13 protein-coding genes are annotated in these 14,499 nt (G+C 38.5%); 8 read left to right on the top strand and 5 right to left on the bottom strand.

From position 1 onward, the window contains the following. Together rimK and ABJH98_RS09975 are read right to left on the bottom strand one after the other, a co-directional pair. Positions 1 to 900, bottom strand: a complete 900-nt coding sequence (rimK, locus tag ABJH98_RS09980; protein ID WP_348307523.1) for a 30S ribosomal protein S6--L-glutamate ligase — start codon at positions 898 to 900, stop codon at positions 1 to 3. After that, entirely contained in the window at positions 897 to 1,334 is a 438-nt protein-coding gene (locus tag ABJH98_RS09975) for a RimK/LysX family protein (protein ID WP_348307522.1), read from the bottom strand. Before ABJH98_RS09975 ends, rimK begins: the two co-directional genes overlap by 4 nt. A 171-nt stretch (positions 1,335 to 1,505) precedes the next feature. Here ABJH98_RS09975 and ABJH98_RS09970 point away from each other — a divergent pair, with 171 nt between their 5' ends. The 8 genes from ABJH98_RS09970 (at position 1,506) to ABJH98_RS09935 (ending at position 11,289) form a co-directional block, all read left to right on the top strand. Then, positions 1,506 to 2,729: a sodium:proton antiporter gene (locus ABJH98_RS09970; protein ID WP_348307521.1), complete on the top strand. Its 1,224-nt coding sequence runs from the start codon at positions 1,506 to 1,508 to the stop codon at positions 2,727 to 2,729. Between the two features lie 25 nt (positions 2,730 to 2,754). Beyond that, positions 2,755 to 3,807 (top strand): formylglycine-generating enzyme family protein, encoded by a 1,053-nt coding sequence (locus tag ABJH98_RS09965; RefSeq protein ID WP_348307520.1) that lies wholly within the window; start codon positions 2,755 to 2,757, stop codon positions 3,805 to 3,807. Between the two features lie 191 nt (positions 3,808 to 3,998). Then, the gene (locus ABJH98_RS09960) at positions 3,999 to 5,546 is read left to right on the top strand and encodes an arylsulfatase (protein WP_348307519.1); all 1,548 of its coding nucleotides are present in this window, start codon (positions 3,999 to 4,001) and stop codon (positions 5,544 to 5,546) included. A gap of 62 nt (positions 5,547 to 5,608) precedes the next feature. Then, positions 5,609 to 6,625 (top strand): HAD family hydrolase, encoded by a 1,017-nt coding sequence (locus ABJH98_RS09955; protein WP_348307518.1) that lies wholly within the window; start codon positions 5,609 to 5,611, stop codon positions 6,623 to 6,625. 155 nt (positions 6,626 to 6,780) lie between these two features. Next, positions 6,781 to 7,329: a DUF4136 domain-containing protein gene (locus ABJH98_RS09950; RefSeq protein ID WP_348307517.1), complete on the top strand. Its 549-nt coding sequence runs from the start codon at positions 6,781 to 6,783 to the stop codon at positions 7,327 to 7,329. A 116-nt stretch (positions 7,330 to 7,445) separates the two neighbouring features. Next, positions 7,446 to 8,054: a fumarylacetoacetate hydrolase family protein gene (locus tag ABJH98_RS09945; RefSeq protein ID WP_348307516.1), complete on the top strand. Its 609-nt coding sequence runs from the start codon at positions 7,446 to 7,448 to the stop codon at positions 8,052 to 8,054. Further along, a complete protein-coding gene (locus tag ABJH98_RS09940) occupies positions 8,041 to 9,924 on the top strand; it encodes a M23 family metallopeptidase (RefSeq protein WP_348307515.1) in 1,884 nt (627 codons plus the stop codon). Before ABJH98_RS09945 ends, ABJH98_RS09940 begins: the two co-directional genes overlap by 14 nt. Positions 9,925 to 10,119: 195 nt before the next feature. Beyond that, positions 10,120 to 11,289, top strand: coding sequence for an aspartyl protease family protein (locus ABJH98_RS09935; protein ID WP_348307514.1), 1,170 nt, complete (start codon positions 10,120 to 10,122; stop codon positions 11,287 to 11,289). Between the two features lie 9 nt (positions 11,290 to 11,298). Here ABJH98_RS09935 and ABJH98_RS09930 read toward each other — a convergent pair whose 3' ends face one another. The 3 genes from ABJH98_RS09930 to ABJH98_RS09920 form a co-directional block, all read right to left on the bottom strand. Beyond that, a complete protein-coding gene (locus ABJH98_RS09930) occupies positions 11,299 to 12,483 on the bottom strand; it encodes an aspartate aminotransferase family protein (RefSeq protein ID WP_348307513.1) in 1,185 nt (394 codons plus the stop codon). A 63-nt stretch (positions 12,484 to 12,546) separates the two neighbouring features. Then, positions 12,547 to 13,506, bottom strand: coding sequence for a transketolase C-terminal domain-containing protein (locus tag ABJH98_RS09925; protein ID WP_348307512.1), 960 nt, complete (start codon positions 13,504 to 13,506; stop codon positions 12,547 to 12,549). 13 nt (positions 13,507 to 13,519) lie between these two features. Then, positions 13,520 to 14,371: a transketolase gene (locus ABJH98_RS09920; protein WP_348307511.1), complete on the bottom strand. Its 852-nt coding sequence runs from the start codon at positions 14,369 to 14,371 to the stop codon at positions 13,520 to 13,522. Positions 14,372 to 14,499: the final 128 nt, after the last annotated feature.

Here is a 14,499-nt window from a genome sequence, read left to right as displayed (position 1 = left end):
TTAGGCATCTACTTTTTTCCTTTTTTTCGACATCCCAGATTCGATGTATTCTATTATTTTTCCTGCGATATCTACACCAGTAGCTTTTTCTATACCTTCTAGCCCAGGAGATGAATTAACTTCAAGAATAAGCGGCCCTCTTTTGGATTGGAGCATGTCTACACCAGCGATTTTTAATCCCATGGCTTCGGCTGCTTTCAAGGCTGCGGTTTTCTCTGCTCTTTTGAGTTTGATGATATTGGCGCTGCCGCCGCGGTGCAGGTTGGATCTGAACTCGCCTTCTTTGCCTTGTCTTTTCATGGCACCTACTACTTCGCCATTGACTACAAAAGCACGGATGTCTGCTCCGCCAGACTCTTCTATGAATTCCTGAAGGATTACTCTCGCTTTCAGACCTTCAAAAGCTTCTACCACGGACTTTGCTGCTTTCTTGGATTCGGCCAATACTACGCCAAGTCCTTGTGTACCCTCTAGGAGTTTGATTACCACGGGTGCATTGCCTACTAGCTCCAAGGTGTCATTTTCCTCCTTGGAAAAATTTGTAAAGGCCGTCTTTGGCATATTCACACCTGACCTAGAAAGAATTTGAAGACTTCTCAGTTTGTCTCTTGATCGTGTAATCGCCAATGAACTAACAGCAGAAAAGACTTTCATCATTTCGAATTGACGTACGACTGCAGTGCCATAAAAGGTGACGGATGCCCCAATTCTTGGTATCACTGCGTCGATATCCTTTATTTTTTTTCCTTGATAATATAAAGATGGCCCATCATCATCGATGATGATATCGCATTTCAAATGATCGATGATTAGTGCTTCATGCCCACGCTGCTCGATCGCCTCCAACAATCTTTTCGTTGAGTACAAATTCGGATTTCTGGATAATACGGCGATTTTCATTTTTGTGTGTTTTTTGAATTAAAGGATAAATTTTTCTCTTGTACGTCGACCACAAAATGTCCGGCGAGAAGCTTTCTGCCTAGCAAGATTGGATACTTCATTTCAGTTCGGTCTGTCAGCGAAAAAGAAGTTTTAAAGCGCTTACCGAATAGCACCACTGTTGTCTTTATAATATAACGCTCTTCGACGTGACCTGACGAGCTTTTTATTTTTTTCTTAAAAAAATCTGAACTATGGAATGAGTTTTCTTCTCCGTTTCCATCTAATGGAATACTAAAAATAATGCTGTCAACACCTTCATAATCTTTGTGTTCGATCTTAGAGCAGTGGATGGAAGAACGGTTGGCGCCGGTATCTATTTTTGCCGCAATATTTTCTAATCCGAATTCTGGTAGATCGATTCTATCAATTCGTCCGATCGTAATTTTTTCCATAGTTAAAAGTCAAATTGAGTATCAGTTTTTTGACTTGATTTTTGAAGACAAGTTAGTTTGATCAATTGGTATTCAACGTATACTTCAATTTTTATTTTTGCTAAACTAAAAGTGCTATTTTGCAATAAAAACTACGAAAGGTACGCTTGTGAATATTGAAAAACACCTAGTATGACAACCACCATAATTATTACATTTTGCACTTTATTGTTAGTTGCCTATTTGTTCAACCTGACCTCAGCACGAACGAAAGTGCCGTCGGTGATATTGTTGTTAGTTCTAGGCTGGGCGATAAAAAGGGGTGTTGAATATTTCGAAATTAATGTACCCAATCTCTCTGCGATCCTACCCGTGCTGGCTACCGCTGGGTTAATATTGATAGTTTTAGAAGGTGCACTGGAGTTGCGACTTAATAAGTCCAAAATCCCCTTAATCAAGCAGTCAATACTCGGTGCGTTAGTACCTATGCTAGGCTTGTCCTTCATCTTAGCTTATATATTTTCAGTAGTCAGTGGATATTCATTTTTGCAATGTCTAACCAATGCAGTGCCCTTGTGTATTATTAGTAGTGCAATAGCGGTTCCTAGTGTTTCAAACCTTTCTGAATTTAATCGAGAATTTGTGATTTATGAAAGTAGCCTTTCGGATATATTGGGAGTTTTGTTTTTCAATTTTGTGATTCTTTATGACAGTATAGGAGTTTCTTCTTTCGGTCATTTCAGTATTCAACTTGTGGCAATTGTGATTATTTCATTTGTAGCAACCCTTGGACTGTCTGTTCTAATCCGAAAAATTGATCATCATGTAAAATTCATTCCAATCATCTTACTCGTCATATTGATTTATACCATTCTCAAAGTCTACCATTTACCCGCCTTGATATTTATTCTGATCTTTGGGTTGTTTATTGGTAATGCAGATCAATTGCGGTGGTTTGCTTGGATAGATAGATTTAAATTGGAAGTTTTAGAAACTGAAAGTGAAAAATTCAAAGACCTGACGATTGAATTGGCATTTCTAGTCAGAGCATTATTCTTTATTCTTTTCGGCTTTTTATTGGAGACTTCAGATATACTGAACCTTCAAACACTGGCTTGGTCAATAGGAATTGTTGCCTTGTTTATTCTGGCAAGAAGCTTACAACTTAAGATATCAGGGTTGCCGTTTAAGCCTTTGTTGTTCGTAGCACCTCGAGGCTTAATAACCATTTTACTCTTTCTTAGCATTTTACCAGCTCAACAAATTCCGTTGGTAAACAATTCTTTAATTATTCAGATCATTTTGATCACAGCTATTATAATGGCCGTTGGAATTATGATTACTAAAACTGAAGAAGAGGAAGACAACATTGAAACGATAGATGAGAGTCAAGGGCAAGGACACATCTCATCTTAATTTAAAATTTAGAATTAACTGCAGTATGAAAAATTTAGTGGTAGCGCTAATCGCATTAGGAATTGTTTCATGTTCTTCAAGAGAATCAAATCAAAGCAATACCAATACCGAAAAAAGGACTGAATCAGAGGTTCCAGCAGGAATGGTTTATATCCCTGGAGGTACGTTCACCATGGGCAGTGAAGATCGGGAAGCCAATCCAACGGAAGGCCCTGAGTTTGCCGTGGAACTTTCAGGCTTCTATATGGATGTGCATGAAGTAACCAACGCTGAATTTCAAGTTTTTGTTGAGGCTACCGGGTACAAGACCATTGCCGAACGCCCGATTGACTGGGAAGAAATGAAAAAGCAATTACCAGCAGGTATGGAAAAACCTGCTGATTCTGTGCTGTCGCCCGGGTCACTCATTTTTTCACCTCAACCCAATATTGCCAATCTGAATGATTATTCGCAATGGTGGGCCTGGCTGATTGGATCTGATTGGAGACATCCTTATGGTCCGGATAGTGATATAACCGGGAAGGAAAATCATCCTGTTGTACACATCGCACATGAAGATGCAAAAGCTTATGCGCAGTGGGCCGGCAAAAGACTACCCACGGAGGCTGAATGGGAGTATGCGAGTCGTGGTGGTATGCACCAGTCTTTTGCCTGGGGTGAAGAACTGACGCCAGAGGGGCAATTTTTGGCTAATTTTTTTCAAGGTACTTTTCCAGGAGAGAACACCATTGAAGATGGATTTGAGAAGACGGCTCCCGTAAAAAGTTACGCTCCAAATGCTTATGGTCTGTACGATATGATAGGTAATGTATGGGAATGGACAGGCGATTGGTATCGACCTGACAGCCATTTTCAAAATAAGCAGAAAGCCATCACGGTTTGTCGTAATCCAACAGGTCCAGAATCCAGCTATGATCCCCAAGAACCAAAAGTACCCAAGCGGGTGATCAAGGGAGGGTCCTACTTGTGTAGTGATCAGTATTGTAGTAATTATCGACCTAGTGCCAGAATGGCAACAGCCATTGATTCTGGACAAGAGCACCTCGGTTTCAGGTGTGTTCAAGATGTGATCAACTAATTTTTCAAGTATTAAATTCTTGTTAAATCCTTACTTAAGTAGTTAGATTCCATTCTTTCAGTTTTCTTATTCTCAAACTTTTCTGTAATTTGTTTGAAAAGCAGATATAGTGTGCTGTTGATTGGCTTCAATATAGTGTTTCTCAATTTACATACTATATCTCATCGCTTTCTAAACCTAAACAAATAACCATGAAGTTAAGAACATTAAGAAATGCCTTTTTGCTAATGGCTATGCTCCCAGTGGTTGCATTAGCACAAAAAAATAAGAAACCTAATATCCTGGTGATTTGGGGAGATGACATTGGCCAATCTAATATTAGTGCTTACACTATGGGTATTGTAGGCTATCGTACGCCTAATATCGATAGAATTGCCAAGGAGGGAATGATTTTTACGGATTACTATGCTGAGCAAAGTTGTACAGCTGGGCGTTCTTCATTTATCCTTGGTCAAAGCGTGTTCAGATCAGGGCTGAGCAAAGTAGGAATGCCAGGAGCTAAAGAAGGTATTTCAGAAAAGGATCCAACCATTGCTGAGTTGCTCAAGCCAGCTGGGTATGTAACTGGCCAGTTTGGTAAAAATCATTTGGGCGATAGAGATGAACACCTGCCAACCAATCATGGATTTGATGAATTCTTTGGCAACCTCTATCACCTCAATGCTGAGGAAGAACCAGAATTACCAGATTATCCTGATCCAAAGGAGTACCCTGATTTTAAAAAGAATTTTGGCCCAAGGGGTGTCATTCATTCCATTGCAGGAGGAAAAATTGAAGATACTGGGGCTTTAACTAAAAAGCGCATGGAGACCATCGATGATGAGTCCTCTGAAGCAGCTATTAAATTTATTAGAGATGCAGTAAAAGCTAACAGGCCATTTTTTGTATGGTGGAATGGTACAAGAATGCACTTCAGAACTCATGTAAAAGCTGAATTAAGAGGGGTTTCTGGTCAAAATGAATATGGCGATGGTATGGTGGAACATGACATGCATGTAGGTAAATTTTTAGCTCTTTTAGATGAGTTGAAGATTGCAGACAATACGATCGTAATGTATTCGACAGACAACGGTCCTCACAAAAATACCTGGCCTGATGCTGGTATAAACCCTTTCCGTGGTGAGAAAAACACGAATTGGGAAGGTGGATGGAGAGTGCCAGCTATGGTAAGATGGCCCGGTACGGTTAAACCTGGTACAGTTTGCAACGAAATCATGTCTGGTATGGATTGGATGCCGACTTTTTTAGATGCTGTAGGGCAGGGTGATGTGCCTGAAAAACTTCTAAAAGGATATACGGCTAATGGCAGGGATTTCAAAGTACACCTAGATGGTTATAGCTTTGTACCTTATTTTAAAGGAGAGGTTGATAAAGGGCCAAGAAAAGAAATTTTTTACTTTTCAGATGATGGCGATTTAACCGCTTTGCGGTACAATGACTGGAAATTGATTTTTATGGAGCAGCGATCACCCGGAACTTTGCAGGTATGGGCGGAGCCTTTTATCCCGTTGAGATTGCCAATGATCTATAATTTACGAAGGGATCCATATGAATTTGCAACCATTACTTCCAATACTTATTACGATTGGTTATTAGATCATGCGTTTCTTCTAGTACCGGCGCAAAAGGTAGTGGGGGATTTCTTAATGACCTTCAAAGAGTACCCTCCTAGAATGAAGGCTGCAAGTTTTAGCTTAGATAAGGTGATGGAGAAACTAACAACTCCAACGAACAATTAAAGAGTAATACATAGAATTAATATTAAACAGAGCCAATTGGCTCTGTTTTAAATCATTCAATCATGACTAAAACGAATTTCTCTTTCAAACTGATTCTTGGGTTGTTGGTGATGTTTTCATGCCAAACAACTTCAATTGAAAAAAAATCAAATATTGAAATAAAGGATCCTTTGCCCTCTTGGAACGACGGATCCAGCAAATCATCCATTATTAATTTTGTACAGAGTTCCACAGATTCTTTGAGCTCAACTTTTGTTCCAGTTGAGGATAGAATTGCCGTATTTGACAACGATGGAACCTTATGGTCAGAGCAACCGATGTATTTTCAATTGGCCTTCGCATTAGATCAAATAGCCAAATTAGCTCCTGAGCACCCAGAATGGTATAACACTGAACCTTTCAAATCTGTTCTAAATAACGATCTGATAGCGGTGATGAAGCAGGGAGAAGGTGCTCTCCTACAAATCATTATGGCTTCGCATGGAGGCATGACAGCAGGTGATTTTGAAGGAAGGGTCAAGGAGTGGATGCGCACAGCCAAACATCCTAAATTCAATCGTCCCTATACAGATTTGGTTTTTCAGCCCATGTTGGAAGTGTTGGCTTATTTAAGGGAGAATGAATTTAAAACCTTCATCGTATCTGGCGGAGGGATTGGATTTATGCGACCCGTAACCAATCAACTCTATGGTATCCCAGCAGAGCAAGTAGTGGGAAGCATGATGAAAGTAGAATATGATCAGGATGAAAAGATCATCAATAGGTATCCGGAACTTTCATTTATTGATGACAAATCGGGTAAACCAGTGGGTATCTATAATTTCATAGGAAAGAAACCAATTGCTGCATTTGGTAATTCAGATGGAGATCTGCAAATGTTGGAATGGACCTCAACTAAGCCCAATTCATTTATGATGTATGTGCATCATACTGACGACAAGAGAGAATGGGCCTACGACAGCTTGTCTTCTATTGGTAAGCTCAAAGAGGGATTGCGAGTAGCAGGAAAGTTAGGCTGGACAGTAGCGGATATGAAGCGGGATTGGAAAGTAGTTTATCCTTTTGAATTGGAAGATTAAATGAATCCAATTCCTTTATTTTCGGTAGTGGTGGGTCTTAGGTTAAATAGATTGTGTCTATTTTCTTATTTGGCTTAGGATAATTAGATTTAAAATTGTTATTTCAAATGATTCTTTATCTTAAAATCAATCTCTTAATATTAAAATATAAAATTATGAAATCAATTAGTTTATTATTAGCAGCAATGGCTATTTCAATGGTGTCATTTTCTCAGGTTAAAAGTGATTATAATAAGGATGCTGATTTTTCAAAATATAAGACTTATACGTTTGCCGGATGGCAAGAAGATAGTGAGAAGCAAATCAACCAATTAGACAAAGATCGTATTCAAAAAGCAATTCGTTCAGAATTTGACGAGCGTGGTATGGAATTCGTAGAATCTGACGGAGATGCAATTATTACGCTTTTTATCGTTTTCGACCAAAAGACAAGTACTACTGCTTATACCAATTATAATGGAGGTATGGGATATGGCGGTCGATGGGGCTGGGGATATGGTGGAATGGGTAGTTCAACTACTACATATTCTGAAAGCGATTACATTGAAGGGACGCTCGTGATTGATATGTATGATAGCGAAACTAAAGATTTGCAATGGCAGGGAATAATCACATCAACCGTAAAAGAAAATCCAAAGAAAAGAGAAAAAACAATTCCTAAGAAAATACGCAAGCTGATGAAACAGTATCCTGGAAACAATTAATAAAAATCCCCAAGTTCTTGGGGATTTTTTTTGAACTCCTGTTAGATAATGATTGGCAATAATCTATCTTCACAATTTAATAATTTGAATAGGTTTAAGGTTTAGCCACATAAAAAATGAAGATACTTGCGATAGGAAGAAATTATGCTAAGCACATAGAAGAGCTAAACAATGAAAGGCCAGAAGAACCAGTAGTTTTCAGTAAGCCAGAGACCGCAATCCTGAAAAAAAATGCGGCATTTTACTACCCGGACTTTTCAAAAGATATTCATCATGAAGTAGAAATTCTGGTTAAAATTTGTAAGGTAGGGAAGAATATTGATGAAAAATTTGCTCATAAATATTATGAAGAGATAGGTATAGGAGTAGATTTCACTGCTCGCGACCTTCAGTCCAAAGCGAAAGCCAAAGGATTGCCATGGGATCTGGCCAAAGGATTTAATGGTTCTGCTCCTATTTCAGAATTCTTACCAAAATCTCATTTTGATTTGTCAAAACTGAATTTCAGTTTAAAGAAAGATGGAGCAGATGTTCAAGTCGGAAACACTAGTATGATGTTGTTCAGTATCGATTATATCATAGCCTATGTTTCTAAATTTTTTATGTTGAAAAAAGGGGACATCATCTTCACCGGAACTCCTGAAGGAGTGGGGCCAGTACAAATTGGCCAAAGACTAGAAGCATTTATTGAGGATAAAAAAATGATGGATTTTGAAATCAAATAAAATCCTATCCATTTTACTTCTGATCAATTTGGAGGCTTTCTGTCAAGTTTCTCCGCAGTATGGTGACTTTATGTTTCCAGTTCGTCCAAAACAGGAGAATTATTTGGCTGGCACCATGTCAGAATTGCGATCTTCACATTTCCATACGGGACTAGATATTAAGACAAGTGGAATCACAGGACTGCCCGTGTATGCTGCGGCTGATGGGTATGTTCAGCGCATTCGTGTAGCTCTTGGGGGATATGGTAATGCGCTGTATTTGGTGCATCCAGATAATGGCACAGTAACCGTTTACGCCCATCTCAAATCATTTAATGAAAAAATTTCCTCTTATGTTAACGTTCAACAATATGAGGAAGAATCTTTTCAAATTGATTTGTATCCAGAGAAGAATCAATTCGCATTCAAAAAAGGAGATATGATTGCATTATCTGGTAACTCCGGTTCATCATCTGGGCCACATCTACATTTTGAAGTTCGGAATTTGAGACATCGCGTTTTGGATCCATTGGATTATGGGTTTGATGAAATTATTGATAAAATTCCTCCAACACTTGCTTCAGTTGCTTTTATAACCATGGATGAAAATGCTCGTGTGAATGGTATGTGGGGAAGAGTTGAGTTCGATGTTGTGACAGATGAAGATGGTAATCCTTATATAGAAGAGGGTATTTCTTTGTTTGGAAATATTGGGGTCGAGGTTTATGCATACGATAAATTCGACGGTGCCAGAAATCGAAATGGAGTTAGACACCAAACCATGTCATTTGATGGCAAGCTGGCATTCAGCCAAAGTATAGATCAGTTGAATTTCAGTTATCAGAGAAACATTTTAGTACATACCAATTACAAAAGGTATAGAGAAGGAGGAAGAAAATTCAACAAGCTGTATTTGGATGAAGGCAACAAACTCAAATTTTATTCAACCAATGTTCGCTCAGGATTGCTCCGAATTTTCGATCCATTAGAGCATCAAATTGACATTAGACTGGAAGACTCATATGGCAATGTCAATCAGGTGAATATCAAAATTAATGACAATGGATTCGAAAGAAGTAGGGAATCCAAACATACTTACGGCTTGGATGCCAAGGGATTTGATATTATGGCCAATTGGCTGGAAATTGAAAGCAAGGAAGGTTATTGTGATGCGAGCTTTTTTATTGCTGGGAAAAAGCACATTGTGGATATGGCCTTTTATACAAATACGACCCACCATTTTTTGTGGGACCTTCGCAATGGATTACCTGACTCAGCACAACTCTGCGATCAGACTTACAAATTCAACTTGGCTGGCATGGTGCCTTCTGATCAAAAAATGAAATGGGAAGGTGAGAATGTAAGGGTGTCTTTTCCAACTTTTGCATTGTTTGATACAGCCTATATTCATTATCAAAAAAGAATCAAAAAGAATGGTCTTGAAGTATTTGAGTTTGATAATGCAACTACTCCATTGCGTCAATTTGCAACTGTATATATCAAACCTCAAGGAATTTATGATTTTGTAAAATCAGGTGTTTACGGGGTTGATTCTAGAGGAAATTTAAATTTTGTTGGAGGAGAGTGGGAAGAGGATGAATTGGTGTTCAAAACAAGAGATTTAGTAGCATTTACAATTGCAACTGATTCCATTCCGCCAGTAATAGTCAAAAAGCCTTCTCGACCTGGCAGAGTTAAATTCAAAGTTAAAGATAGTATGTCAGGCATTCATTCAATTCGAGCTACTCTGGACGGCCGTTGGTTGCTCATGAATTTTGATGCCAAAAGCGGTTATATCTGGTCCGATGAAAATGTAGTGATCCAAGGCCAATTCAATTTAGCCGTCAAGGACAATGCAAATAACATTGAGAGATTTGAAGCCACCTTTTAATTTTTTTGGCATAATCTGTGATAAGTAAGCGTAATTCATAGCTAATTAAATTGTGAAGCGTGTTTTGATATTCGGGGAATTGAGATTAATTTCATGCACTTATGACAAATCAGGGATTAGGTGCTGTTTTAATCATCAACCTGAAATTAAGCACTATGTAATTTTGATTTGATCACTTCTAAAAACTATTAAATAATGAAAAGAAAAATAGGAATAGCAATAGCAGCGGTATTTTATGCTGGTGTAGCATTGGCTCAGAAGCCAGTGGCAAGTTTTCCTTTTGAACAATTTGGCGATCATTCCTTCATAAAGGTGAAAGTCAATAATTCAGAAGAACTGGATTTTATTTTTGATACTGGTGACGGATTAACCGTTTTGAATATTGATCGAGCTAAAGAGTTAGGAATGACTTCAGGCGCTAACGCAACTACTACAAGTGCAGAAGGTACGATTAGTGGCAAATTGGTTAAACACAATGAATTGACTGTAGGAGGTGCTCCCGTTCACAATATTAAAGTGTATGAAACTTCATTGAATCACTTAGAGATTAGTATTGGTAGAAACATAGATGGAATTATCGGATATGATATTCTAAACAACTATGTGGTGTCAATGAATTTTGATACCAAAATGATTGAACTCTACAATCCAAAAAACTACAAATACAACGGATCTGGTAAGATGATGAGTATCAATCTTACATCATTTATTCCTCATATAGCTGGACAGGTGACTTTAAGTAATGGAGAGCAATTGAAAGGTGAATTTTTTATTGATACAGGAGCTAAAGCCACTGTTGATTTCAATACACCATTTGTTGAGTTAAATGATTTGGCATCAAAAATTGGAGATAGTTATATCTACTTAGTAGCGGGACTAGGTGATACAGAATATGAACACCACAGAGGTCGAGTTAAATCATTTCAATTCGAAGGTTTTTCTTTTGACAACATGCCTGTTGGTTTGAGTCACGCAAAACACGGTATTCAAAACCATAAGAAAATATCTGGAATCATAGGTAGTGGGATTTTGAGTAGATTCAATATAGTTTATAATTATGGTGAAAAGAAAATGTATTGGGAGGCAGCACAATCTTATAAAGAGGCTTTCCCTGTAAATGCATCAGGAATTGAATTACAGTTGAGCAAGGATAAATCTCAAGTGCTTGTTCACAAGGTTTTTGACAATAGTCCAGCATACGAAGCAGGGATCGAAGTAGATGCAGTTATAGAATCCGTTGATGATCAAGATGCAATTGAACTAGGATTGGCCAAATTGAGAGATATATTTTCTCAGGATGGTGAAACCGTTAATGTTACTATCGATGGAGAAGAATATGAATTTGAATTGAAAGCAATGCTATAAGCACAAGCTTTAGTTCACTTGATCAATGGCTTGTAATATTTTATTACAAGCCATTTTTATTTCTTCTGATGTAATGGTAAGTGGAGGTGCAATTCTCATGGAATTGTCACAAAACAAAAACCAATCTGTAAGTATTCCTTCTTCTAGAAGTTTATGTATAATCTGATCCAAATATTCAAATGATTCAAATTCAATAGCCATCATCAGGCCTACACTACGAACTTCTTTGATTTTAGAATGATTCAGTAATGAAAGGAATAGTTGTTCTTTTACTGCAACTGTCTCAATAAGTTTTTCTTCTTGCAATACTTGAACCGTTGCTAAAGACGCAGCAGCACTTACAGGATGACCACCAAATGTGGTAATATGACCCAGAATAGGATCGTGTGTTAAATCATGCATGATGGATTTAGAAGATATGAAAGCGCCTATTGGCATACCGCCTCCCATGCCTTTCGCACATAATAAAATGTCTGGAATGATTCCATAATGCTCAAATGCCCAGAATTTTCCCGTACGACCAAACCCACATTGAATTTCATCCATGACGAGCAATGCTCCTGTTTCTGTACACTTAGCCCTTAATGATTCAAAGTAATCTACATCTGCATATCTTACTCCTGCCTCTCCTTGGACTGTTTCTATGATGACAGCTGCAGTGTCTTTATCTATTTGACTCAGATCATTAGATTCACCAAACCGGATTTGATGAATGTCTGGTAATAGCGGTCGAAAAGGCGCTTTTAATTTTTCGTCTCCTGCGATAGATAAGGCACCAGAAGTAGAGCCATGGTAGGCATTTTCGAATGAAATGATCTTACTTCTTTGGGTGTGTCTTTTAGCTAATTTTAGTGCGCCTTCAGTCGCCTCGCTGCCAGAGTTGACTAAGAAAACGTTGTCGAGGTTTTCGGGGAGAGTTTTGGTGATGGCATGTGCTAATTGTACTTGAGGTGCGGTGACAAACTCTCCATAAACCATCACATGCAAATGTTTGTCTATTTGTGCTTTGATGGCTTCAATAACTTTGGGGTGTCTATGTCCAATAGAGCTTACGCCAATGCCTGATATTAAGTCTAGATATGCTTTGTCATCTTTGTCATACATGTATAGACCTTCTGCTCTTTGAATTTCTAGAGCAAGAGGAAATTCTGAAGTTTGACCAAGATGCTTGAGGAATAGTTGTCTGTTGTTCATAAATAAAAAAGCTGCCTAAATTTAATATAAATCAGGCAGCTCAGTGATTTTGTTATTGCTGTATTATGCGTTCTTTCTTGAGATAGCTTTTTTAGCTGATTCAACAATGCTTTCTACGCTTAATCCGTATTTAGCTAAAAGCTCAACTGGCTTTCCACTCTCTCCAAACGAATCATCTACTCCAACTATCTCTAGTGGCTTAGGGTTATTTCTTGTCAAGAGAGAGGCAATGCTTTCTCCAAGACCACCTGCAATTTGGTGTTCTTCAGCAGAAACTGCACAACCTGTTTTCTCAACAGATTTTAAAATGGCTTGACCATCCAATGGTTTGATGGTGTGTATGTTGATTACTTCAGCAGAGATGCCTTGTTCAGCCAATACAGCTTCAGCCTCTATCGCTAACCATAACATATGACCTGTAGCGAAGATAGAAACTTCAGAACCTTCAATGAAGTTGATCGCTTTTCCTATCTCAAATTTTTGTTTTGGATCAGTGAAGATTGGCCAAGCCGGACGTCCAAACCTCAAATATGCTGGTCCTTCATGGTCTACAAGGGCTAAAGTAGCTGCCTTAGTTTGGTTGTAATCACAAGGGTTGATCACGGTCATGTTCGGCAACATCTTCATCATGCCGATGTCTTCTAGCACCTGGTGTGTGGCACCATCTTCTCCCAGCGTTAAGCCTGCATGAGAAGCACAGATTTTCACATTCTTTTCCGAATAAGCGATCGACTGTCTGATTTGATCATAAACTCTACTGGTAGAAAAGTTGGCAAATGTTCCTGTAAATGGAATTTTGCCTCCTATGGTCATTCCAGCAGCGATACCCATCATGTTCGCTTCGGCTATCCCCACTTGCACAAATCTTTCTGGAAATTCTTTGATGAAATCTCCCATTTTTAGTGATCCAATCAAGTCAGCACAAAGTGCAACTACATTTGGATTCTTTTTACCAGCTTCTACTAGTCCAGCACCAAATCCTGATCTTGTGTCTTTTTTTTCTGTGTATGTATATTTAGTCATCGTCAGTCAAGATTTAGTAATCACCTAAAGTTTCTTCTAATTGCCCTAATGCATTTTGTAAGTCCTCATCATTAGGTGCTATTCCGTGCCATTTGTGTGTGCCTTCCATAAAGTCGACACCTGCACCCATTTCTGTTTTCATTAGAATCAAAATTGGCTTTTCTTTTTTAGAAAGTGATTTGGCTAATTTCAAATTGGAAACAATATCTTCCATTTCGTTGCCATCAGCTTCAATCACCGTCCAGCCAAATGCTTCCCATTTGGCCTTGAGATCACCCATGTCATTCACTTCAGATGTTGGGCCATCAATCTGCTGTCCATTGAAGTCAACTGCTGCAATTAAATTATCCACTTTATTACTAGCGGCAAACATTGCTGCTTCCCAGATTTGCCCTTCTTGCAATTCGCCATCTCCCATCAGGGTGAAAACTGTGGAGGAATCACCGTTAATTTTCTTAGATAAAGCAGCACCAATTGATACTGATAATCCTTGCCCTAAAGACCCAGAAGCAATTCTGATTCCTGGCAAGCCTTCCTCTGTAGCTGGGTGTCCCTGAAGACGAGTATTCAATTTTCTGAAAGTAGCTAATTCCTTGACATCAAAATATCCACTACGAGCCAATACACTGTAAAATACAGGTGAGATATGACCGTTCGACAAGAAGAATAAATCTTCATCTTTGGCATCTGGATTGAAACCTTTGTCATGATTCATGATGTGAAAATACAAGGCAACTAAATAATCAGTACAGCCTAAAGATCCACCCGGATGACCGGATTGTGCGCCATGAACCATACGTACGATGTCACGTCGGACTTGGCTTGCGATTGATTTTAATTTTTCTATATCTGGATACTTATCCATAGGAAAGAGATTTTTGACGCGAAGATATAATAGAAAGCAGTGACATGCCAGATGAAATGAAAAGATATCATTAAGATTTGATTATTATCAATTAACCGTCCAAATAAAATGATGACAAAACACACCTC

The organism is Reichenbachiella sp., from assembly GCF_039969095.1.
Classification (GTDB): domain Bacteria; phylum Bacteroidota; class Bacteroidia; order Cytophagales; family Cyclobacteriaceae; genus Reichenbachiella.
The sequence above is the reverse complement of the archived record's forward strand: the minus strand, read 5'-3'. Positions and strand labels throughout refer to the sequence as shown.